Raw genomic sequence first — 19,686 nt, forward strand, 5'->3', positions numbered from 1 at the left:
CGTCACCAGAGGCCGGCGGCGTCCTCCAGCAGCAGGCGGCGGTGCTCCGGGGCCCGGGCCGGGCAGGCGGTGCACATCGGCTGCCCGGGCAGCCGGACCAGCAGGCAGCAGGAGGCCCGCCGCACGAACCGGGTGCCGCCGACGTCGGTGTACCGCGGCGCGGGCATCGGGTGCCCGACGGCGGCGGCGACGGGCGCGGCCAGCGCGGTCACCGCCGCGACGTCGCCCAGCGCCCGACCGAGCGCGAGCAGCCGGCCGGCCAGCGAGTCGGTGGCCACCGCCCACAGCGGCCGCTCCCGCATCCCGCCCGCCTCGGCCACCGCCGCGACCGCGGCCGCGAGCGCCGCCCGGAGCTCCCCGGCGGGGTCGTCCCCGGCCGGCGCCGACGACACCCCGCCCAGCAGCACGCCCCCGACCTCGTACAGCGTCGTGTCGGCCAACCGCGCCGACAGCGGGCGCCCGGTGGCCAGGCCCGCGGCCACCGGCGTCAGCAGCACCGCCGACGCCGAGTACCACCACACCGTGGCGAGGGCCCGCCGGTCGGCGCTGCGGTGCCGGGCGCCCAGCGCGGCCACCCGCTCCGCCGTCCACCCGGGGTCGGCCAGCAGGGCCGCCGGGACCCGGCGCGCGGAGGGCGGCGCGAGCAGACCGAGGCCGGCCGCGCCGGGCACCCGGGCCGCCACCACCGCCTGCGGTCCGCCGTCCACCGGGCCAGTGTCCGCGAGACCGCCGCAGCCCGGCCGCACAGGGCCGCGCCGCGCGGTCCCGGGGGCCCTACGGTGTGTGCTGGCACACGCCGCCCTCCCGGCGGCGGACCAGACCCGAGACGGAGGGAGCCCCACGTGAGCGAGTCGACCGGGCCGGAGGGCCGCCGCTTCCCGGCGCCGCAGCAGCTGGCCGCCGCCGCGAACGTCGGCCCGGACGTGTACGCCGAGGCCGACCGCGACCGCCTGGCCTTCTGGGAGACCCAGGCGCGCCGGCTGAGCTGGGCGCAGGAGTGGGACGAGGTGCTCGACTGGAGCAAGCCGCCGTTCGCCAAGTGGTTCGTCGGCGGGAAGCTCAACGTCGCCTACAACTGCCTCGACCGGCACGTGGAGGCCGGCCACGGCGACCAGGTGGCCTACCACTGGGAGGGCGAGCCCGGCGACACCCGCACGCTCACCTACGCCCAGCTCACCGAGGACGTCTGCCGGGCCGCGAACGCGCTGCTCGAGCTCGGCGTGCAGGCCGGTGACCGCGTCGCCATCTACATGCCGATGATCCCCGAGACGGTCGTCGCGATGCTGGCCTGCGCCCGCATCGGCGCCGTCCACATGGTCGTCTTCGGCGGCTTCTCCGCCGACGCGCTGGCCAGCCGGCTCGACGACGCCGGCGCCGTCCTCGTCATCACCGCCGACGGCGGCTACCGCCGCGGCGCGCCGAGCGCGCTCAAGCCCGCCGTCGACGACGCCGTCGGCCGCAGCCCCGGCGTCCGCAACGTGCTGGTGGTGAAGCGGACCGAGCAGGACGTCGAGTGGACCGAGGGCCGCGACCTGTGGTGGCACGACGTCGTCGACCGGCAGTCGCCGCAGCACACGCCCGAGGCGTTCGACGCCGAGCACCCGCTCTACATCATGTACACCTCGGGCACGACGGCGAAGCCGAAGGGGATCCTGCACACCTCCGGCGGCTACCTCACCCAGGTCGCGTTCACCCACTGGGCGACGTTCGACCTCAAGCCCGACACCGACGTCTACTGGACCGCGGCCGACGTCGGCTGGGTCACCGGCCACAGCTACATCGTCTACGGGCCGCTGGCCAACCGGGCGACGTCGGTGATGTACGAGGGGACGCCGGAGACGCCGCACCGCGGCCGCTGGTTCGAGCTCATCCAGAAGTACGGCGTGACGATCCTCTACACCGCCCCGACGGTGATCCGGACGTTCATGAAGTGGGGCGAGGACATCCCCGCCGGCTTCGACCTGACCTCGCTGCGCCTGCTCGGCTCGGTGGGCGAGCCGATCAACCCCGAGGCGTGGCTCTGGTACCACCAGAACATCGGCGGCGGCCGCTGCCCGATCATGGACACCTGGTGGCAGACCGAGACCGGCGCGCACATGATCACCCCGCTGCCCGGCGTCACCGACCTCGTCCCGGGCTCCGCGCAGCACCCGTTCCCGGGCATCTCCGCGAAGGTCGTCGACGACGAGGGCAACGAGCTCGGCGACGACTCGACCGGCCTGCTGGTGCTCACCGAGCCGTGGCCGTCGATGCTGCGCACCATCTGGGGCGACGACGACCGCTACGTCGACACCTACTGGTCGCGGTTCGGGACGAACGTCTACTTCGCCGGCGACGGCGCCAAGAAGGACGCCGACGGCAACATCTGGCTGCTCGGCCGGGTCGACGACGTCATGAACGTCTCGGGGCACCGCATCTCGACCACCGAGGTCGAGTCCTCGCTGGTGGGCCACCCGACCGTGGCCGAGGCCGCCGTCGTCGGGGCGTCGGACCCGACGACCGGGCAGGGCATCGTCGCCTTCGTGATCCTGCGCGGGTCGGCCGAGGACTCCGGCGAGGACCTCGTGCAGACGCTGCGCAACCACGTCGCCCGGGACATCGGCCCGATCGCCAAGCCGCGGCAGATCATGGTCGTGCAGGAGCTGCCCAAGACCCGGTCCGGGAAGATCATGCGGCGCCTGCTGCGCGACGTCGCGGAGAACCGCGAGCTCGGTGACGTCACCACGCTCACCGACTCCTCGGTCATGAACCTGATCAAGGAGAAGCTCCCCGCGAGCAGCGGCTCCGACGACTGATCGGGGCACCTGACGCCCCGGCCTCCCCGCACGATCAGGGGAGGCCGGGGCGCGCGTCCGGCGATCATGGGGGACGATCACCCGCAGGCCGTCGCGAGCGGCCGCCCGCCGAGCCCGACCAGGGAGGAGCCCCCGTGGCCCACAGCGCGTCGTCCACCCAGCCCGCCGGGCGGCATGCCGGCTCCGCCGCCGACGACCCCTCGGTGGGCGCGCTCGTGCAGAGCGCCATGGCCGACGTCTCCACGCTGATCCGCGCGGAGATCGAGCTGGCGAAGTCGGAGATCGGACGCTCGGCGAAGAAGGCCGGCGTGAGCGTCGGGCTGTTCGCCGCCGCCGGCGTGCTCCTGGCCTTCGCCGGGATCTACCTGTTCGTCACCATCGCCGAGTTCCTGACCTGGCTGGGCCTGCCCCGCTGGGTGTCCTACCTGATCGTCACCGTCGGGCTGCTGCTCGTCGCCGGGGTGGCCGCGCTCATCGGGCTGCGGATGCTCAAGAAGATCGACAAGCCGGAGCGGACGATGGAGTCGCTGCGCGAGCTGCCCGACGTCATGCACCGCGAGGCGCCCGGCGCCCGCCGCCGCGCGCTGCCGACGGTCAGCAACGGGCGCGTCGAGCGGCGCTCCCCCGACACCTACCTGGTCTGAGCGCGGCCGGCGGGAGGCCGGGCGGCGTCCCGGCCGACGAGCGGCCCGACGCCACCAGCGTCCTGCTGCCGGGCCCCTGGCTGCACCGCGACGCCTCGGCCAACGGCGTCCGGCTGCACCTCGCCGAGGCGGGGTCCGGCCCGCTGGTGCTGCTGCTGCACGGGTTCCCGCAGTTCTGGTGGACCTGGCGGGCGCAGCTGCCCGTCCTGGCCGACGCCGGCTTCCGTGCCGTCGCCCCCGACCTGCGCGGCTACGGCGCCAGCGACAAGCCGCCGCGCGGCTACGACCTGCCCACCGCGGCCGGCGACGTCGCGGCGCTGGTGCGCGCGCTCGGCGAGAAGGACGCCGTCGTCGTCGGCCACGACTGGGGCGGGCTCGTGGCCTGGACGATGGCCGCGCTGCACCCGCGGATGGTGCGCCGGCTCGTCGTCGTCTCGATGGCCCACCCGCGGCTGCTGCGGGCGGGCCTGCGTGACCGCGCCCAGCGGCGGGCGCTGCGGCACGTGCTCGGCTTCCAGTTGCCGCGGCTGCCCGAGCGGCGGCTCACCCGCGCCGACGACGACCCGGTGGCGGAGTTCCTGCGCAACTGGGCGGGGCCGGAGTGGACGCACACCGCCGACTTCGCCGAGGCCGTCGAGCGCTACCGCTCGGCGGCGCGCATCCCGCAGGCGGCCTACGGGTCGATGGAGTACTTCCGCTGGGCCGGCCGCTCCCAGGTGCGCCCCGACGGTCTGCGCTACGCCCGCCGGATGGCCGCGCCGGTGACCGCGCCGACGCTGCAGCTGCACGGGTCGGCCGACCCGCTGGTGCTGCCGGGCACCGCGCGCGGCTCGGGCCGGTACGTGGCCGGCGCCTACGAGTGGCGGGAGCTGCCGGGCATCGGCCACTTCCCGCCCGAGGAGGCGGCGGCCGACGTCACCCGCGCGGTCCGCGACTGGGCGCGCTAGTCACTCGCAGGGGCCGGTGTCGGCGGCCGCGGTGGCCGCCGCACCCGCCGTCGCGGCCGGGGCGACCTGCTGCGCGGTGAGCGCGTAGCCGGTGGTCGGGTCGTCGATCGCCGAGGCGAACACGACGCCGATGACCTGGCCGGCCGGGTCGAACAGCGGGCCGCCGGAGTTGCCCGAGCGCACGTCGCCGAACAGCGCGTAGACGTCGCGCTGCACCGTCCGGGTGTCGCGGAAGTCGGGCCCGCTGATCGGGCCCTGGTCGCGCACCCGGGCGGCGCCGACGAACAGCGGGCCGCCGCCGGGGTAGCCCATGATGATCGCGTCGTCGCCGGTGTCGGAGACGCCCGCGGCGAAGGCCAGCGGCACCTGCGGCAGGTCGGGGACGGCGAGCACGGCGACGTCGACCTCCTCGTCGACGTACACCGGGGTCGCCTCGTACTCCTCGCCCTCCGCCTCGACCACCGGGTCGCTGACGCCGGCGAGCACGTGGGCGTTGGTCATCACCCGGCCCGGCGCGTAGACGAAGCCCGACCCGTCGATCTGCCGCGAGCACGACGGCGCGATGCCGCTGATCTTCACGACCGAGCCGCTGACCTGGCCGACCACCGGGCTGCCGGCCAGCGCCGGGTCGGGCGCGTCGACCTCGCGGGCCTGGGTCGGGGTGAGCGGGTCGAGCACGTCGGGCAGCCCGCGCCGGTCGATGGCCTCGCGCAGCGAGTCGTAGACCGAGCGCACGCTGTCGGGCACCGCCCGGTCCACGGCCTGCACCAGCGCCGACTGGCGCACCTGCCCGGCCACCTGGGGGAACGGCGCGGTGGCCAGCGGGCTGGCCACCATCCACGCGACCAGCAGCACGGCGACCGCCGAGACGACGGCGCCGGCCACCGAGTCGAGCACCTCGGCCGGCTCCCAGGTGACCCGCTGCCGCACGGCCCGGCCGACCGCGCCCGCCAGCACCTGCCCGAGCAGCGCCCCGGCGAGCACCACGACCAGCGCGGCGAACACGCGGGTGACCGGCGTGCTGTCGAGCCGGTCGGCCACCGGGCCGGAGAGCTGGGCGCCGAGCACCGCGCCGCCGAGGAACCCGAGGAACGACGTCGCCGAGACCACGAGCCCCTGGCGGAACCCGGAGAAGGCGAAGACCAGGGCGAGGGCGATGAGGAGCAGGTCGACCAGCGACATGGCTCAGCCGCGCACGGTCATGACGCCGACCTGGCCGAGCTGCACGTGGAAGCTGCACTCGAAGGGGTGCTCGCCGGGCGCGGCGACCTCGAACTCGATCGTCTCGGTGGCCCCCGCCGCGAGCAGCGGGATCTCCTCGGCGATCTCCTCGGGGCCTCGGCCGGGCGTGAAGCGGAAGTTGTGCGTGGCCTGGGTGGCGGTGCTCTCGACGGTCAGCCGCACCCGCCCCGGCGCCACGGTGAAGCTGTCGGGCACGAAGACGTAGTCGTCCGGCGTCTGGATGGTGACCTCCTGGACGCCGTCCTCGGCGACGGTCACCTGCCCGAGCGAGGCGTCCGGGGTCGACGACGGCGCGGCGGTGCCGCCGTCGCCGGAACCGCAGGCGGCCAGCACACCGGCCGCGAGCACCGCACCGGCCAGCGCCGCGGGGGCGCGGCGCGTCCAGATCGCGGTCGTCGGCGTCCTCATCGCCGCGGAACCGTACTTGCCGGAGGGCCGTCCGCCGCGACGTCGGCGACGCTCGGCGCGGCGGCGTCCTCCGCCCCGCCCTCCCCCAGCGAGCCCGGCGCGGCCTCGGGACGGGGCGCGACGGCCTCCAGCGGCCGCACGTCTCGCACGTCCCACGGCCGGGCCAGGCCGGTGGCCTCGAGGATCGCCTCCATCAGCCCGCCGGTGAAGCCCCACACGACCATCCCGGCGACGTCGAACGCCGGGCCGACGTAGCCGGCCGGGTGGCGCACGCGGAAGCGGTTGGCCGGGTCGGTGAGGTCGGCGAGCGGCACGCGGGCGACCCGCGCCACCTCGCGCGGGTCGCCGACCACGACGTCGGCGGGCTCGTCCCACCACGCCACCACCGGGACGACGAGGTTGTCGGAGTAGGGCAGGAAGAGCTCGGGCAGCGTGGCGAGCACCCGCACGCCCGCCGGGTCGACGCCGGCCTCCTCCTGGGCCTCGCGCAGCGCCGTGGTGACGGGGTAGTCCTCCCCCGCGTCGGCGCCGCCGCCGGGGAAGGCGGGCTGGCCGGCGTGCGTGCGCAGCCGGGCGGACTTCTCGATGAGCAGGACGTCGGGGCCGCGCGGGCCCTCGCCGAACAGCACGAGGACGGCCGACCGGCGCGGCGTGCCGGTGACCGACGGGAAGCGGTGGCGCAGCGGCAGGTCGGCGGAGGCGGCCAGGAGCCGCTGCAGCCACCCGGGGAGGTCGGAGGTGTCGGCGCCGGGGAGCACGCCGGTCACAGCTGCACCCCGAGGTGCTCGGCGACCAGCGCCCGCAGCTCGTCGGTGGACGCGACCGGGCCCAGCTTCACGAAGGCCACCGATCCGTCCGCCGCGAGGAACACCGTGTGCGGCAGCCCCTGCAGGCCCAGCGCCGCCGCGACCTCGCCGTCGCGGTCGAAGGCGCCGGGCAGCGTGACGCCCGAGTCGTCGGCGAACGACGCCGCCTGCGGCACGCCGTCCTGGCTGATGACGCCGAGCACGCGGACGCGGTCGCCGCCGAGGTCGGCGAGCTCCTGCACCAGCGGGAGCTCCTCGCGGCAGGGGCCGCACCAGCTGGCCCAGAGGTTCAGCACGGTGGGCACGCCCGGGCCGCGGCCGAGGTCGAGCGTGCCGCCGCTGAAGCACTCGAGGGGTGCGACCCCGGCCAGGTCCCCGGTCGCGGGCTCGTCGGGCTGCTCCGGACAGGGCGCCAGGTCGGTCTCGGTCGAGGCGACCGTCGCCCGCTGCTCCGGGGCGGGCTCGTCGGCGGAGGCGGTGCAGGCCGACAGGAGGGCGACCGCCCCGAGCAGCAGCGCGGCCGCACGCCGCCCGGCGCTCACTCGGTGTCCGACGCCGCGGGCGTCTTGACCAGCTTCAGCGCCAGCTCCGGGTCGGTGGGGCCGATGCCGTAGGAGGGGCACCAGCGGGCCAGGCCGCACGCCCCGCAGGCGGCCTTCTTGGCGTGGCAGACCCGCCGGCCGTGGAAGATGACGCGGTGGCTGAACATCGTCCAGTCGCGCTTGGGGACCAGCTCGGCGATCTCGGCCTCGACCTTGACCGGGTCCTCCTCGGCGGTCCAGCCGAAGCGGCGCACGAGCCGGCCGAAGTGGGTGTCGACCGTGAGCCCGGGGACGTCGAAGGCGTTGCCCAGGACGACGTTCGCCGTCTTGCGGCCGACGCCGGGCAGCGTCACCAGGTCGGCCATGCGGCCGGGCACCTCGCCGTCGAAGCGCTCGACCAGCGCCTGCGCGAGCCCGAGCACCGAATTCGCCTTGGCGCGGAAGAAGCCGGTGGGCTTGAGGATCTCCTCGACCTCGGCCCGGTCGGCCGCGGCCAGCGCCACCGGGTCGGGGTAGCGCGCGAACAGCGCCGGCGTCACCTTGTTCACCGTCTTGTCGGTGGTCTGCGCCGACAGGACGGTGGCGACCAGCAGCTCGAAGGCGTTGGTGAAGTCGAGCTCGCAGTGCGCGTCGGGGTGGATCACGGCGAGCTCGCGGGCCATGCGGCGGGCGCGGCGGGTGCGCGCCAGCGGCGTCTCGTCGGGGTCGAACGGCACGGCGGCCGGACGGCGGGCGGGAGCGCGACGCGCCGCGGGGCGCGCGTAGGGCTGCTCGGGTACCGGCGAGGACACGCGGTCGAGGGTAGGCGTCACCGGCGACGGTCCCGGGCGCGTGCCACCATGGCGGTGCAGGCCAGAAGCCGGCGACCCGATCGGGAGGTGACCGTGGTCGCACTGATCGTCATCCTGTTCCCGCCGATGGTCATCGCGTTCCTGCTGGTGATGGAGCGCGTGGAGGAACCGCTGCGCCGGCCGACGTCGCCGCGCGAGGTGGCCGAGTTCCTGCAGTCGGCGACGCCGGGTGAGGTCGACACGCTGGCCGCCTCCGGCATCCGCCGGGCCATGGCGCGCTGGCGCCGTCGCCGCCGCTCGCGGGTGCAGAAGAGCACCGAACCGCTGGTCTGAGGGCCGGTCCGGCCCCACGCGGCCGGGGACCGCCGGCCGCCGTCCTCCCCCCGACGGGTCACGTCGCGTCACACCGAACGGGTGACGAGTCGCACAGCCGCCTAGACTCCTCCTGGATGCGGGTGCGTTGCCCCGCAGGTGGAGCGCGAGACGGTGGGGTGGGAAGACACGTGGTGGACGAGGTACTGGCTCAGTCGGGGCTCTTCCAGGGGCTCTCGGAGGAGGCCGTCGACCCGGTCGCCAGCCGTCTGGAGACGATCACGCTGCCCCGCGGCCGGGTGGTGTTCAACGAGGGCGAGCCGGGCGACAGCCTCTACATCGTGCTGAGCGGCAAGATCAAGCTGTCCCGCCGCTCCCCCGACGGCCGCGAGAACGTGCTCGCCGTCATGGGCCCGTCCGACCAGTTCGGTGAGCTGTCGGTCTTCGACCCCGGCCCGCGCACGGCCACGGCCACCGCGGTCACCGACGTGAAGCTGGCCAAGATGCCGCAGTCGGTGCTGCGCCCGTGGATCGAGGCGCACCCGGAGGTCGGCGAGCGGCTCCTGCACGTGCTGGCCCGCCGGCTGCGCCGCACCAACGACTCGGTCGCCGACCTGATCTTCACCGACGTGCCCGGCCGCGTGGCCAAGGCGCTGCTGCAGATGGCCGACCGCTTCGGCAGCCGCGAGGCCGACGGCCTGCGCGTCAAGCACGACCTGACGCAGGAGGAGCTGGCCCAGCTGGTCGGCGCCTCCCGCGAGACGGTGAACAAGGCGCTGGCCGACTTCGTGCACCGCGGCTGGATCCAGCTGCAGGGCAAGTCCGTCGTCGTCCTCGACGAGGACCGCCTCCGCCGCCGCGCGCGCTGACGTCTGTACGCGAGAGGCCCGGAACCGACTCGGTTCCGGGCCTCTCGTGTTCAACGGTCCTAGGACGGGAGCGGCACCACGAGTCCAATACGGGTGCCGTCGGGGAGCTCGGCGAAGCGGCCCTCCGGCGTGCGCACCAGCTCCGGCATGATCGGGTGCAGCGGCTCCGGCGGGCTGCCCGCCAGCGCCGCCGCCACGTCCGCGAACGGGGCGAGCTGGCCGAGCGTGTGGATCGTCGGCGGCAGCATCGGCCGCGTGCCGGCCCGCATCTCCGCCAGCGCGGCCTCCGGCGTCAGCCAGCTGGCCTCGTCGGCCTCGCCGGAGACGTCGCGCGCCTCCTGGCCGACCGGCAGCGCCGCCGCGAAGAAGCGGGTGTCGTAGCGCCGCGGCTCCGCCGGCGGGGTGATCCAGTGCGCGAAGGGCCGCAGCAGGTCCGCGCGCAGCGCGAGGCCGCGGGCCGCCAGCAGCTCGGCGAGCGACAGCTCGCGGCTGAGCAGCGCCTGCCGCTGCGTCTCCCACTCGTCGCCCGACACGTCCGGGACGACGTCGCCGCCGGGCTCGCCGGCGAGCAGGACGCCGGCCTCCTCGAACGTCTCGCGCACCGCCGCGCAGACCAGCTCGCGGGCCACCCGCTCGTCGCAGCCGAGCGCCACCGCCCACTCCGCCGGCGAGGGCCCGGTCCAGGCGACGTCGGTGTCGCCGTCGCGCGGGTCGACGCCGCCGCCCGGGTAGGCGGTCATCCCGCCGGCGAACGGCATGCCGCGGGTGCGCCGCAGCAGGTGGACCTCCAGGCCCGCCTCGCCGTCGCGCAGCAGCAGGACCGTGGCCGCCGGGCGGACCGCCGCGGTCATCCCCTCAGCTCGACGGTCAGCTCGACCTCGACCGGGGCGCCCAGCGGCAGCTCCGCGACACCGACGGCGCTGCGCGCGTGCCGGCCGGCCTCGCCGAACACCTTGCCCAGCAGCTCGCTGGCGCCGTTCACCACGCGCGGCTGGCCGCTGAAGCCCTCCGCGCTGGCCACGTAGCCGACGACGCGGATCACCCGGGCCACCTGGTCGAGACCGACCAGGTCGTCGACGGCGGCCAGCGCGTTGAGCGCGCAGAGCTTCGCGTCGGCGGCGGCGTCCTCGGGGTTGACCGACCCGCCGACCTTGCCGGTGCGGCGCAGGCCGCCGTCGACGAAGGGCAGCTGCCCGGAGGTGAACACCAGCTGGCCGCAGCGCACGGCCGGGACGTAGGAGGCGACGGGCGCGGCGACCGGGGGCAGCCGGATGCCGAGCTCGGCCAGCCGGGCGTGCCAGCTCTGGGGCTGCGCGGAGGTCATCGCGGCGGCCTCAGGACAGCGGGCGCTTGAGGTACGCGACCGGCTGCTCGGAGCCGGACGGGCCGGGCAGCACGGTGACCAGCTCCCACCCGTCGGTCCCCCACGAGTCGAGGATCGCCTTGGTGTTGTGGATCAGCAGCGGGATGGTGGCGTACTCCCACCTGCGGCGGGCCGGTTCGCTCATGGGGCCCGACGCTAGCGCAGCGGCGGGGGTGCGTCGGCCCGCGGGCAGGCCGAGGTCGCGCGGGGCTCCTAGTCTGGACCGGGTGAACCCCGACCTGCCCGTCCGCTGTCACGTCGTGACCGGGAAGGGCGGGACCGGCAAGACGACGGTCGCCGCCGCCCTGGCCCTGGCCCTGGCCGCCGAGGGGCGGACCGTCCTGCTGGTCGAGTGCGAGGGCCGCCAGGGCATCGCCCAGCTCTTCGACACCCCGCCGCTGCCCTACGAGGAGCGCCGCGTCGCCGTCACCCGCGGCGGCGGGGAGGTGCGCGCGCTGGCGATCGACGTCGAGGAGGCGCTCCTCGAGTACCTCGAGATGTTCTACAACCTCCGCCGCGCCGGCCGGGCCCTGCGCAAGATGGGCGCGGTCGACTTCGCCACCACCATCGCCCCGGGCCTGCGCGACGTGCTGATCACCGGGAAGGTCAAGGAGGCGGTCACCCGCCGGGTCGACGGGCAGCGGGTCTACGACGCCGTCGTCGTCGACGCCCCGCCCACCGGCCGGATCACCCGGTTCCTCAACGTCACCAGCGAGATGGCCGGGCTCGCCCGCTCCGGCCCGATCAAGACCCAGAGCGACGGCGTCATGGCCGTGCTGCGCTCCCCGCAGACGGCGGTGCACCTGGTCACCCTGCTCGAGGACATGCCGGTGCAGGAGACCGCCGACGCCATCGCCGAGCTCGCCGACGCCCAGCTGCCGGTCGGCTCGGTGATCGTGAACATGGCCACCGAGCCCGTCCTGCCGGAGCCGGAGCTCGTCCGGGCCGCCGAGGGCCGGCTCACCGGCGCCGACCTCGTGCCCGGCCTGACGGCCGCCGGCCTGCCCGCCGACGCCGACCTCGCGGACGCGCTGGCCGCCGAGACGGTCGAGCACGCCCGCCGCTGGGCCGCGCAGGACGCGCTGCGCGCCCGTGTCGAGGGCCTGGGCCGCCCGACCGTGGAGCTGCCGCTGCTGCCCGGCCCGATGGACCTCGGCTGCCTGTTCGAGCTGGCCGGCCGCCTCGAGGAGTCCCTCGGCGCGGAGGTGGCCGCGTGAGCGCCGCCCCCGCCGACGGCGCCCGTGCCGGCCGCGCGGCCGGCACGCCGCGGCAGGCCCCGGCGATGGACCTGTCGGCCCTCGTCGACGACCCGGACACCCGGATCGTCGTGTGCTGCGGCTCCGGCGGCGTCGGCAAGACGACGACGTCGGCCGCGCTCGCCCTGGCCGCCGCCGAGGCCGGCCGCCGCGTCGTCGTCCTGACCATCGACCCGGCCCGCCGGCTGGCCCAGTCGCTGGGTCTCGTGGAGCTCGACAACGAGCCGCGGCGGGTCGACGTCCCGGGGGCCGCGGGCGAGCTGCACGCGATGATGCTGGACATGAAGCGGACGTTCGACGACATCGTGTCCGCGCACTCGACGCCCGAGCGGGCCGAGCAGATCCTGGCCAACCCCTTCTACCAGACCCTGTCCTCGTCGTTCTCCGGGACGCAGGAGTACATGGCGATGGAGAAGCTCGGCCAGCTGCGGGCGGCCGACACCTGGGACCTGATCGTCGTCGACACGCCCCCGTCGCGGTCCGCGCTGGACTTCCTCGACGCCCCGAACCGGATGAGCCGCTTCCTCGACGGCACGATGATCCGGGTGCTCACCGCGCCCGCGCGGGCCGGCGGGCGGGCCGGGTTCAAGTTCGCCAGCGCCGGGTTCATGCTCTTCACCCGGATCATCAGCAAGGTGCTCGGCGGCCAGCTGCTGCGCGACATCTCCGCGTTCGTCAGCGCGCTGGACACCATGTTCGGCGGGTTCCGCGAGCGGGCCACCGCCACCTACGAGCTGCTGCGCCGACCCGGCACCTACTTCGTCGTCGTGGCGACGCCGGAGCCCGACGCGCTGCGCGAGGCCTCCTACTTCGTCGACCGGCTGTCGGCCGAGGGCATGCCGCTGGCCGGCCTCGTGCTCAACCGCACCCACCCGCCGGCGGACACGCGGCTGTCGGCCACCCGCGCCGAGGCGGCGGCGGAGGCGGCCGAGGACGACGGGCTGGTGTCCGGCGCGCTGCGGGTGCACGCCGAGCGGATGGCCCTCGCCGCGCGGGAGCAGCGGCTGGCCGACCGGTTCACCAGCGCCCACCCCGAGGTGGCCCTGCGGACCGTCCCGGCGGCCGCCGGCGACGTCCACGACCTCGAGGGCCTGCGGGTCATGGGCGAGGCGCTGACCGGCGCCGACGGCGACACGCCGACGGGCGTGCCGCGCACCCGGGTGCTGCCCGCGCGCCGCGGCTGATCACCGGTCCGGGGGCGGCGCGGCACGTACCCTTCCGGGTGATGTCCGAGGTGTCCCGTGGCCGGGTGCTGGCCAAGCTCGTCGCGATGATCGTGGTGGCCGGCGCGCTGGTCGCCGGCCTGATGCTGCCCTTCGTGGGCGGCACCGGGGTGGTGGCCCGCAACTCCGCCTCGCTGCTGGACGCGCTGCCGGTCGAGCTCACCGACGCGACGCCGGCGGGCAACTCGCGGGTGCTGGCCTCCGACGGGTCGCTGATCACGAACTTCTACGCGAACAACCGCACGGTGGTCACCTCCGACCAGATCGCCGACGTGATGAAGCAGGCCCTCGTCGACATCGAGGACTCCCGCTTCTACGAGCACAACGGCCTCGACGTGCAGGGCACGCTGCGCGCCGCGGTGACCAACCTGTCGGCCGGGTCGGTGCAGGAGGGCGGCTCGACGATCACCCAGCAGCTGGTCAAGCAGACCCTGCTGGAGACCGCCGACAGCGCCGAGGAGCGGACCGCCGCGACCGAGCAGGACGGCGTCGAGGGCCTGTCGCGCAAGCTGCGCGAGGCCCGCCTCGCCCTCGCCCTGGAGGAGACCTATCCCAAGGACGAGATCCTCACCCGCTACCTGAACATCGTGTACTTCGGGCAGGGCGCCTACGGCATCCAGGCCGCCGCCCAGCAGTACTTCAGCGTCAACGCCGTCGACCTCACCCTCCCCCAGGCCGCCATGTTGGCCGGGCTGGTGCAGAGCCCGGCCAACGACGACCCGATCACCAACCCGGAGAACGCACAGACGCGGCGCAACCAGGTGCTGCAGCGGATGTTCGACCTCGGCCACATCTCCGAGGCCGAGCTGACCGAGATCTCCGCCCAGCCGGTCGCCGTGGCCCCCGGCGTCCGCCCGGCCAACGGCTGCATCGACGCCGCCGTCGGCGGGTTCTTCTGCTCCTACATGCAGGGCTACCTCACCGGCGTCCTCGGGATCACCCAGGAGCAGCTGGACAACGGCGGCCTGACCATCCAGACGACGCTGGACCCGCAGCTGCAGGTGCTCGGCGACCAGGCCGTCCTCAACACCCTGCCGATGGGCGCCGAGCTCGCCGGCATGTTCACCGCCGTCCAGCCGGGCACCGGGGCGGTGCTGGCGATGAGCGTCAACCGCCGGTTCGGCTGCTCCGACCCCGACTGCGAGTCCGTCGTCCTGCACACGGCGGCCAGCAAGGGCGCCGGGTCCACCTACAAGGTCTTCACCGCCGCGGCGGCGCTGGAGGCCGGCATCCCGGCCAGCACCGTCATCACGACGCCGGGCAACCAGTACACCTCGCGGGTCTTCCGCGGCCCGGGCTGCAACGACGACGACCGCAACACCACCACCGCGCGTGGCATGTACTGCGTGCAGAACGCCGGCAACTACCCCGACACCCTGGACATGGTCGGCGCGCTGGTCCGCTCCTCCAACACCTACTTCCTCGCGCTGGAGGACCGCCTCGGCAGCGTCGAGGGCCCGGTGCGGATGGCCGAGCGGATGGGCATGACGTTCGACCAGCCCACCCAGAACTCCGCCGACACGATCATCGACGGCAACTTCGGCTCCTTCACCCTGGGCGCCGAGGCCACCAGCCCGCTGGACCTGGCCAACTCCTACGCCACGCTCGGCGCCCAGGGCACCCGCTGCACCCCGGTCCCGGTGGTCCAGGTGCTCGACCGCGCCGGCCAGCCGCTCACCGGGGACGACGGCCAGCCGCTGGTGCGCGGCGACAACTGCACCGCGAACGCGATCCCGGCCAACGTCGCCAACACGCTGAGCCAGATCCTCGTCGGCGACGTCGCCACCCCCGCCGGCACCGGCACCCGGGCCGCCATCGCCGGCCACCAGATCGCCGGCAAGACCGGTACCGCCCAGGGCCGCGACTCCGTCGCCTTCGTCGGGTTCATGCCCGAGTACTCCGCGAGCGTCATGGTCTTCAACCCGAAGGCCCAGCAGGACGTCGGCGGCTACGGCGGCAACTTCCCGGCGACCATCTGGCGCAACGCCATGGCGCCCTACCTGGAGACCCGGCCGACCTCGACGTTCCCGCCGGCCGACCCGGCGCTGATGAACGGCGGCCGCGGGGCCTCGACTCCCGCGCCGGACGCGGGGCAGGTGCCGACCGACCCGGGCGTGGTCGCGCCGGGCACGGCCACCGACGGCGCCCCCGCCGACGGCGGCCCCCAGGGCACCGGCACGCAGGGCGGTGTCCCCCAGGGCGGCGCCGGCACCGACGGCGGTCCCGGTGGTGGCGCGGGCGGCGGGTTCGGCGGAGGTCCCGGTGGGGGTCCCGGCGGCGGTGGTCCCGGCGGTGGCGGCGGGGGCTGACCCCGCCGCGCGGCCGGTCCGTCAGCCGAGCTGGCGGCGGACCTCCGCGGCCACCCGGCCACCCTCGGCCCGGCCCGCGACCGCGGCGTTGGCCGCGCCCATGACCCGGCCCATGTCCTTCATGCCGGTGGCCCCGGTGCGGGTGACCACGTCGGCGACGATCGCGGCGAGGTCGGCGTCGTCGAGCTGGGCCGGCAGGTAGCCCGCGACGACCTCGCCCTCGGCCCGCTCGCGGCCGGCCTGCTCGGCGCGGCCGGCGGAGTCGAACGCCTCGGCGGCCTCCCGGCGGCGCTTGGCCTCGCGGCGCAGCACGCCGAGCACCTCGTCGTCGGACAGCTCCCGGGCCTCCTTGCCGGCGACCTCCTCCGCACTGACCGCGGCGAGCACCATGCGCAGCGTGGCGGTGCGCAGCTCGTCGCGGGACTTCATGGCGGCGGTCAGGTCGGCGCGCAGCTGATCCTTGAGGTCGGACACGCCTCCAGCCTGGCACGACGCCCCCGTCCGCTCGGCGCGGGCCGGTGATCGCCACCCGTACGCTCGGCCCGTGCGCTGGTACACCGCCCTCCCCACGGCCGCCGTCGCGGCGGGTGCCTCGACCGTCGCCTACGCCTCGCTCTACGAGCGCACCCACTGGACGCTGCGCCGCTTCGACGTCCCGGTGCTCGCGCCCGGCTCGGCGCCGCTGACCGTGCTGCACCTGTCGGACCTGCACATGACCGCCGGGCAGCGCTCGAAGCAGGACTGGGTCGCCGCGCTCGACGGGCTGGGGCCCGACCTCGTCGTCGACACCGGCGACAACCTCGCCGGCCACGACGCCGTCCCGGCGGTACTGCGCTCGCTGGACCCGCTGCTCGACCGGCCCGGCGTGTTCGTCACCTCGTCCAACGACTACTACGCGCCGCGGCCGAAGAACCCGTTCAGCTACTTCACCCGCACCACCAAGCGGGTGCACGGCGACGAGCTGCCCTGGCGCGGCATGCGCGACGCGTTCACCGGCCGCGGCTGGCTCGACCTGACCAACGCCCGCGGCGAGCTGACCGTCGCCGGGCGGCGGATCTCCTTCGCCGGCCTGGACGACCCGCACCTGAGGCGGGACCGGTACGACGACGTCGCCGGGCCGGCCGACCGCACGGCCGACCTGCGCATCGGTGTCGTCCACTCCCCCGAGCCGCGGGTGCTCGACCGCTTCGTCGCCGACGGCTACGACCTGCTGCTGTGCGGCCACACCCACGGCGGGCAGCTGCGGGTGCCGTTCTACGGGGCGCTGGTCACCAACTGCGGCATCGACCGCGACCGCGCCCGGTGGCTGCACCGGTGGGCCGGCCCCGCGCCGGAGCGCCCGGCGGGCACCTGGCTGCACGTCTCGGCGGGCCTGGGCACCAGTCCCTGGGCGCCGGCGCGCTTCGCCTGCCCGCCGGAGGCGACGCTGCTCACGCTGACCGCGCGGGAGCCATGAGCCGGTCCGACCCGCCGCCGGGGCCCTCCGGCGGCTCGGTTACAGTGGACCAGTCACACCCGGGGTGTGGCGCAGCTTGGTAGCGCGCGTCGTTCGGGACGACGAGGCCGCAGGTTCAAATCCTGTCACCCCGACCCACCACCGAGGGGCCGCCGGAAGGCGGCCCCTCGGTGCGTTCCGGGCCACGTTCCGGATGCGTTCCGGTTGAGTCCGGGCCGCAGCGGGCACCCGTGCCCTGATGACCGAGTGGTTGCTCCTCCTCGCCGCCGTGGTGCTCACCGCGCTGACCGGCTTCTTCGTCGCCGCCGAGTTCTCGCTCACCACCGTCGACCGCGGCCGCGCCGAGGAGGCCGCCCGCGGTGGTGACACCGGCGCGGCCAGCGTGGTGACCGCGCTGCGCTCCCTGTCCACGCAGCTGTCGGCCGCCCAGCTGGGCATCACGCTCACCACGCTGGTCGTCGGCTACCTCGCCGAGCCGGCGATCGGGCAGCTGCTGCACGGCCCGCTCGAGGCGCTGGGACTGTCGCAGGCCGCGGCCACCGGCGTCTCCTACGGGCTGGCCCTGGCGCTGGCCACGACGCTGCAGATGCTGCTCGGTGAGCTCGGGCCGAAGAACCTGGCGATCGCCAACCCGCTCGGCGTGGCCCGCGTCGTCGCGCCGGGCATGCGCCTGTTCACCGCCGCCACCGGTGTCCTCCTCCACGCCCTGCAGCGGCTGGCCAACGCGATCGTGCGGCGGCTGGGCTTCGAGCCGCGCGAGGAGCTCGACTCCGCCCGCGGGGCCGACGAGCTGGCCGCCGTCGCCCGCCGGTCGGCCGAGGAGGGCGACCTCTCCCCCGTCGCCGCCCGCCTGCTGCAGCGCTCGCTGGGCCTGCGCGCCAAGTACGCCACCGACGTCATGACCCCGCGGACCCGGCTGTGGACGCTGCGGGCCAGCGCCACGGCGGCCGACGTCATCGCCGCGGCCACCCAGTCCGGCAACTCGCGGTTCCCCGTGTACGGCTCCGACCTGGACGAGGTGACCGGCGTGGTGCACGTCAAGCGCGCCGTCGCCGTCCCCGAGGCGGAGCGCTCGTCCCGCACCGCCGGCGAGCTCGCCGACCCGGTGCTCGCCGTCCCGTCGTCCCTGCGCCTGGAGCGGCTGATGGACCTGCTGCGTGAGCAGGGCCTGCAGATCGCCCTCGTCGTCGACGAGTGGGGCGCCACGCACGGCGTCGTGACGCTGGAGGACATCGTCGAGGAGCTCGTCGGCGAGATCACCGACGAGACCGACCGGCCGCTGCGCACGCTGCGCCGGGTCGACGACCGCCGCTGGGTGCTGTCGGGCCTGCTGCGCCCCGACGAGGTGCTCGAGCGCACCGGCATCGCGGTGCCCGAGGGCCGGTGGGAGACGCTGGCCGGCTGGCTGGCCGAGCACCTGCAGCGGCTGCCGGAGGTCGGCGACACCGTCGAGCTGGAGAGCGCGCGGCTCACCGTCGAGTCGCTGGACGGCCGCCGGGTCGCCCGGATCGCCGCCGAGCGGACCGTGGAACCCCAGTACGGCGCGACGGCGGCCTCGCGGCTGCGCGCGGAGCGGGAGGTCGCGGCGTGAGCGACGTGATCAGCCTGCTGGTCCTGGTGGCGCTGCTGCTGGGCAACGCCTTCTTCGTGGCCGCCGAGTTCGCGCTGGTGTCGGCCCGGGTGGACCAGATCGAGCCCCGCGTCGACGCCGGGTCCGCCCGGGCGGCGAAGACCCTCGCCGCGATGCGCAACGTCTCGCAGAACATGGCCGGCGCGCAGCTCGGCATCACGCTGTGCTCGCTGGGCCTGGGCGCCGTCGGCGAGCCGGCCGTCGCCCACCTCATCGAGGTGCCGCTGCACGCCGCCGGCGTCCCCGACGCGCTGCTGCACCCGATCGCGCTGGTGATCGCCCTGTCGCTGGTCACCGTGCTGCACATGGTGCTCGGCGAGATGGTGCCGAAGAACATCACCATCGCCGGGCCCGACCGGGCGGCGATCGCGCTCGGCCCGCCGCTGGCCGCCTTCACCCGCTTGCTCAAGCCGGTGATCTGGTTCTTCAACACCACGGCCAACGCGTTCGTCCGGCTGTTCGGCGCCACCCCGACCGACGAGGTGGCGGCGAGCTTCGACGAGACCGAGATCCGCTCGATGATCACCCAGTCGCGGCGGGAGGGCCTGCTCGGCACCGAGGTGAGCGAGCTGGCCGCGGGCGCGCTGACCTTCGAGCAGCACGCCGTCGAGGACGTGCTGCTGCCGATGGACACCGTCGTCACCGTGCCGCGCTCGACCACGCCCCGGCAGCTGGAGGCCGTCGTCGCCGAGCACGGCTTCAGCCGCTACCCGGTGCAGGGCGAGGACGGCAGCCTGCTGGGCTTCCTGCACGTCAAGGACGCCCTCGGCGTCACCGGCGCCGACCGCGACCGCCCGATGCCCGACGAGCACGTGACGCCGCTGGTGCCGATCGCGCCGGGGACCAAGCTGCCCGAGGTGCTGTCGGAGATGCGCGCCCAGGGCGCCCACCTCGGCGGCGTGGTGGCCCAGGAGGACGGCCGGCGGCGCACCGTGGGCCTGGTGGCGCTGGAGGACGTGCTGGAGCTGCTGATCGGTGACGTCCGCGACGCCGCCGCCGAGCACACCCGCCAGCTCGCCGACCGCGCCGACCGCGCCGCCCGCGGCCGCCGGACCGGTGCCGAGGCGGGAGCGGGCGCCGGGGGAAGATGACC

At 75.3% G+C, this 19,686-nt stretch carries 21 protein-coding genes and 1 tRNA gene; 12 read left to right on the forward strand and 10 right to left on the reverse strand.

What is annotated here, in order from left to right:
- Positions 1 to 2: 2 nt before the first annotated feature.
- Positions 3 to 707 (reverse strand): (2Fe-2S)-binding protein, encoded by a 705-nt coding sequence (locus tag WA616_RS12795; protein ID WP_336030317.1) that lies wholly within the window; start codon positions 705 to 707, stop codon positions 3 to 5.
- A 135-nt stretch (positions 708 to 842) separates the two neighbouring features.
- On the opposite strand from WA616_RS12795, the gene acs reads away from it, so the two are divergent.
- The 3 genes from acs to WA616_RS12810 all read left to right on the forward strand — a co-directional run bounded on the left by acs (position 843) and on the right by WA616_RS12810 (position 4,386).
- Positions 843 to 2,795, forward strand: coding sequence for an acetate--CoA ligase (gene acs / locus WA616_RS12800; protein ID WP_336030319.1), 1,953 nt, complete (start codon positions 843 to 845; stop codon positions 2,793 to 2,795).
- 134 nt (positions 2,796 to 2,929) lie between these two features.
- Positions 2,930 to 3,439: a phage holin family protein gene (locus WA616_RS12805; RefSeq protein ID WP_336030320.1), complete on the forward strand. Its 510-nt coding sequence runs from the start codon at positions 2,930 to 2,932 to the stop codon at positions 3,437 to 3,439.
- 146 nt (positions 3,440 to 3,585) lie between these two features.
- Positions 3,586 to 4,386 (forward strand): alpha/beta fold hydrolase, encoded by an 801-nt coding sequence (locus WA616_RS12810; RefSeq protein WP_336030321.1) that lies wholly within the window; start codon positions 3,586 to 3,588, stop codon positions 4,384 to 4,386.
- Here the strand turns inward: WA616_RS12810 and WA616_RS12815 are convergent, their stop codons facing one another.
- Genes WA616_RS12815 through nth form a run of 5 tightly spaced genes read right to left on the reverse strand, consistent with a single transcriptional unit; the run spans position 4,387 to position 8,175 of the window.
- Complete coding sequence (locus tag WA616_RS12815; protein ID WP_336030322.1) at positions 4,387 to 5,568, reverse strand: MarP family serine protease; 1,182 nt, start codon at positions 5,566 to 5,568, stop codon at positions 4,387 to 4,389.
- 3 nt (positions 5,569 to 5,571) lie between these two features.
- Positions 5,572 to 6,036, reverse strand: a complete 465-nt coding sequence (locus WA616_RS12820) for a cupredoxin domain-containing protein (RefSeq protein WP_336030323.1) — start codon at positions 6,034 to 6,036, stop codon at positions 5,572 to 5,574.
- On the reverse strand, positions 6,033 to 6,803 hold the full coding sequence (locus WA616_RS12825; protein WP_245794231.1) for an NUDIX hydrolase: 771 nt from the start codon (positions 6,801 to 6,803) through the stop codon (positions 6,033 to 6,035). The genes WA616_RS12820 and WA616_RS12825 overlap by 4 nt, the downstream gene beginning before the upstream one ends.
- Positions 6,800 to 7,384: a TlpA family protein disulfide reductase gene (locus WA616_RS12830; RefSeq protein ID WP_336030324.1), complete on the reverse strand. Its 585-nt coding sequence runs from the start codon at positions 7,382 to 7,384 to the stop codon at positions 6,800 to 6,802. The genes WA616_RS12825 and WA616_RS12830 overlap by 4 nt, the downstream gene beginning before the upstream one ends.
- Positions 7,381 to 8,175, reverse strand: a complete 795-nt coding sequence (gene nth, locus WA616_RS12835; RefSeq protein ID WP_336030325.1) for an endonuclease III — start codon at positions 8,173 to 8,175, stop codon at positions 7,381 to 7,383. Before nth ends, WA616_RS12830 begins: the two co-directional genes overlap by 4 nt.
- A gap of 93 nt (positions 8,176 to 8,268) precedes the next feature.
- Between nth and WA616_RS12840 the strand changes: the two genes are divergently transcribed.
- Positions 8,269 to 8,508 (forward strand): hypothetical protein, encoded by a 240-nt coding sequence (locus WA616_RS12840; RefSeq protein WP_083628424.1) that lies wholly within the window; start codon positions 8,269 to 8,271, stop codon positions 8,506 to 8,508.
- A 173-nt stretch (positions 8,509 to 8,681) separates the two neighbouring features.
- Positions 8,682 to 9,356 carry a Crp/Fnr family transcriptional regulator gene (locus WA616_RS12845; RefSeq protein ID WP_073418184.1) on the forward strand — a complete coding sequence of 225 codons (675 nt, stop codon included), beginning with the start codon at positions 8,682 to 8,684 and terminating at the stop codon, positions 9,354 to 9,356.
- Between the two features lie 59 nt (positions 9,357 to 9,415).
- Here WA616_RS12845 and WA616_RS12850 read toward each other — a convergent pair whose 3' ends face one another.
- From WA616_RS12850 to WA616_RS12860, 3 genes are read right to left on the reverse strand one after another with little or no spacing between them, the layout of a single operon-like run.
- Positions 9,416 to 10,207, reverse strand: a complete 792-nt coding sequence (locus tag WA616_RS12850; protein WP_336030328.1) for an NUDIX hydrolase — start codon at positions 10,205 to 10,207, stop codon at positions 9,416 to 9,418.
- A complete protein-coding gene (locus tag WA616_RS12855; protein WP_336030330.1) occupies positions 10,204 to 10,680 on the reverse strand; it encodes a RidA family protein in 477 nt (158 codons plus the stop codon). The genes WA616_RS12850 and WA616_RS12855 overlap by 4 nt, the downstream gene beginning before the upstream one ends.
- Before the next feature lie 10 nt (positions 10,681 to 10,690).
- A complete protein-coding gene (locus tag WA616_RS12860) occupies positions 10,691 to 10,864 on the reverse strand; it encodes a hypothetical protein (RefSeq protein WP_139252784.1) in 174 nt (57 codons plus the stop codon).
- 82 nt (positions 10,865 to 10,946) lie between these two features.
- On the opposite strand from WA616_RS12860, the gene WA616_RS12865 reads away from it, so the two are divergent.
- From WA616_RS12865 to WA616_RS12875, 3 genes are read left to right on the forward strand one after another with little or no spacing between them, the layout of a single operon-like run.
- Positions 10,947 to 11,936, forward strand: a complete 990-nt coding sequence (locus WA616_RS12865; protein WP_336030331.1) for an ArsA-related P-loop ATPase — start codon at positions 10,947 to 10,949, stop codon at positions 11,934 to 11,936.
- The gene (locus WA616_RS12870) at positions 11,933 to 13,159 is read left to right on the forward strand and encodes an ArsA family ATPase (protein ID WP_336030333.1); all 1,227 of its coding nucleotides are present in this window, start codon (positions 11,933 to 11,935) and stop codon (positions 13,157 to 13,159) included. The genes WA616_RS12865 and WA616_RS12870 overlap by 4 nt, the downstream gene beginning before the upstream one ends.
- 41 nt (positions 13,160 to 13,200) lie before the next feature.
- Positions 13,201 to 15,507 carry a transglycosylase domain-containing protein gene (locus WA616_RS12875; protein WP_336030335.1) on the forward strand — a complete coding sequence of 769 codons (2,307 nt, stop codon included), beginning with the start codon at positions 13,201 to 13,203 and terminating at the stop codon, positions 15,505 to 15,507.
- Between the two features lie 21 nt (positions 15,508 to 15,528).
- Here WA616_RS12875 and WA616_RS12880 read toward each other — a convergent pair whose 3' ends face one another.
- Positions 15,529 to 15,981 (reverse strand): GatB/YqeY domain-containing protein, encoded by a 453-nt coding sequence (locus tag WA616_RS12880; protein ID WP_073418173.1) that lies wholly within the window; start codon positions 15,979 to 15,981, stop codon positions 15,529 to 15,531.
- Positions 15,982 to 16,051: 70 nt separating this feature from the next.
- Here WA616_RS12880 and WA616_RS12885 point away from each other — a divergent pair, with 70 nt between their 5' ends.
- From WA616_RS12885 to WA616_RS12900, 4 genes are all read left to right on the forward strand, one after another.
- Positions 16,052 to 16,963, forward strand: a complete 912-nt coding sequence (locus WA616_RS12885; protein ID WP_336030337.1) for a metallophosphoesterase — start codon at positions 16,052 to 16,054, stop codon at positions 16,961 to 16,963.
- A 60-nt stretch (positions 16,964 to 17,023) separates the two neighbouring features.
- A tRNA-Pro gene (locus WA616_RS12890) sits at positions 17,024 to 17,097 on the forward strand.
- A 104-nt stretch (positions 17,098 to 17,201) separates the two neighbouring features.
- Positions 17,202 to 18,554: a hemolysin family protein gene (locus WA616_RS12895; protein WP_336030338.1), complete on the forward strand. Its 1,353-nt coding sequence runs from the start codon at positions 17,202 to 17,204 to the stop codon at positions 18,552 to 18,554.
- On the forward strand, positions 18,551 to 19,684 hold the full coding sequence (locus tag WA616_RS12900) for a hemolysin family protein (protein WP_336030339.1): 1,134 nt from the start codon (positions 18,551 to 18,553) through the stop codon (positions 19,682 to 19,684). The genes WA616_RS12895 and WA616_RS12900 overlap by 4 nt, the downstream gene beginning before the upstream one ends.
- Positions 19,685 to 19,686: the final 2 nt, after the last annotated feature.

It is taken from the genome of Geodermatophilus sp. FMUSA9-8, assembly GCF_037034165.1.
Taxonomy (GTDB): domain Bacteria; phylum Actinomycetota; class Actinomycetes; order Mycobacteriales; family Geodermatophilaceae; genus Geodermatophilus; species Geodermatophilus nigrescens.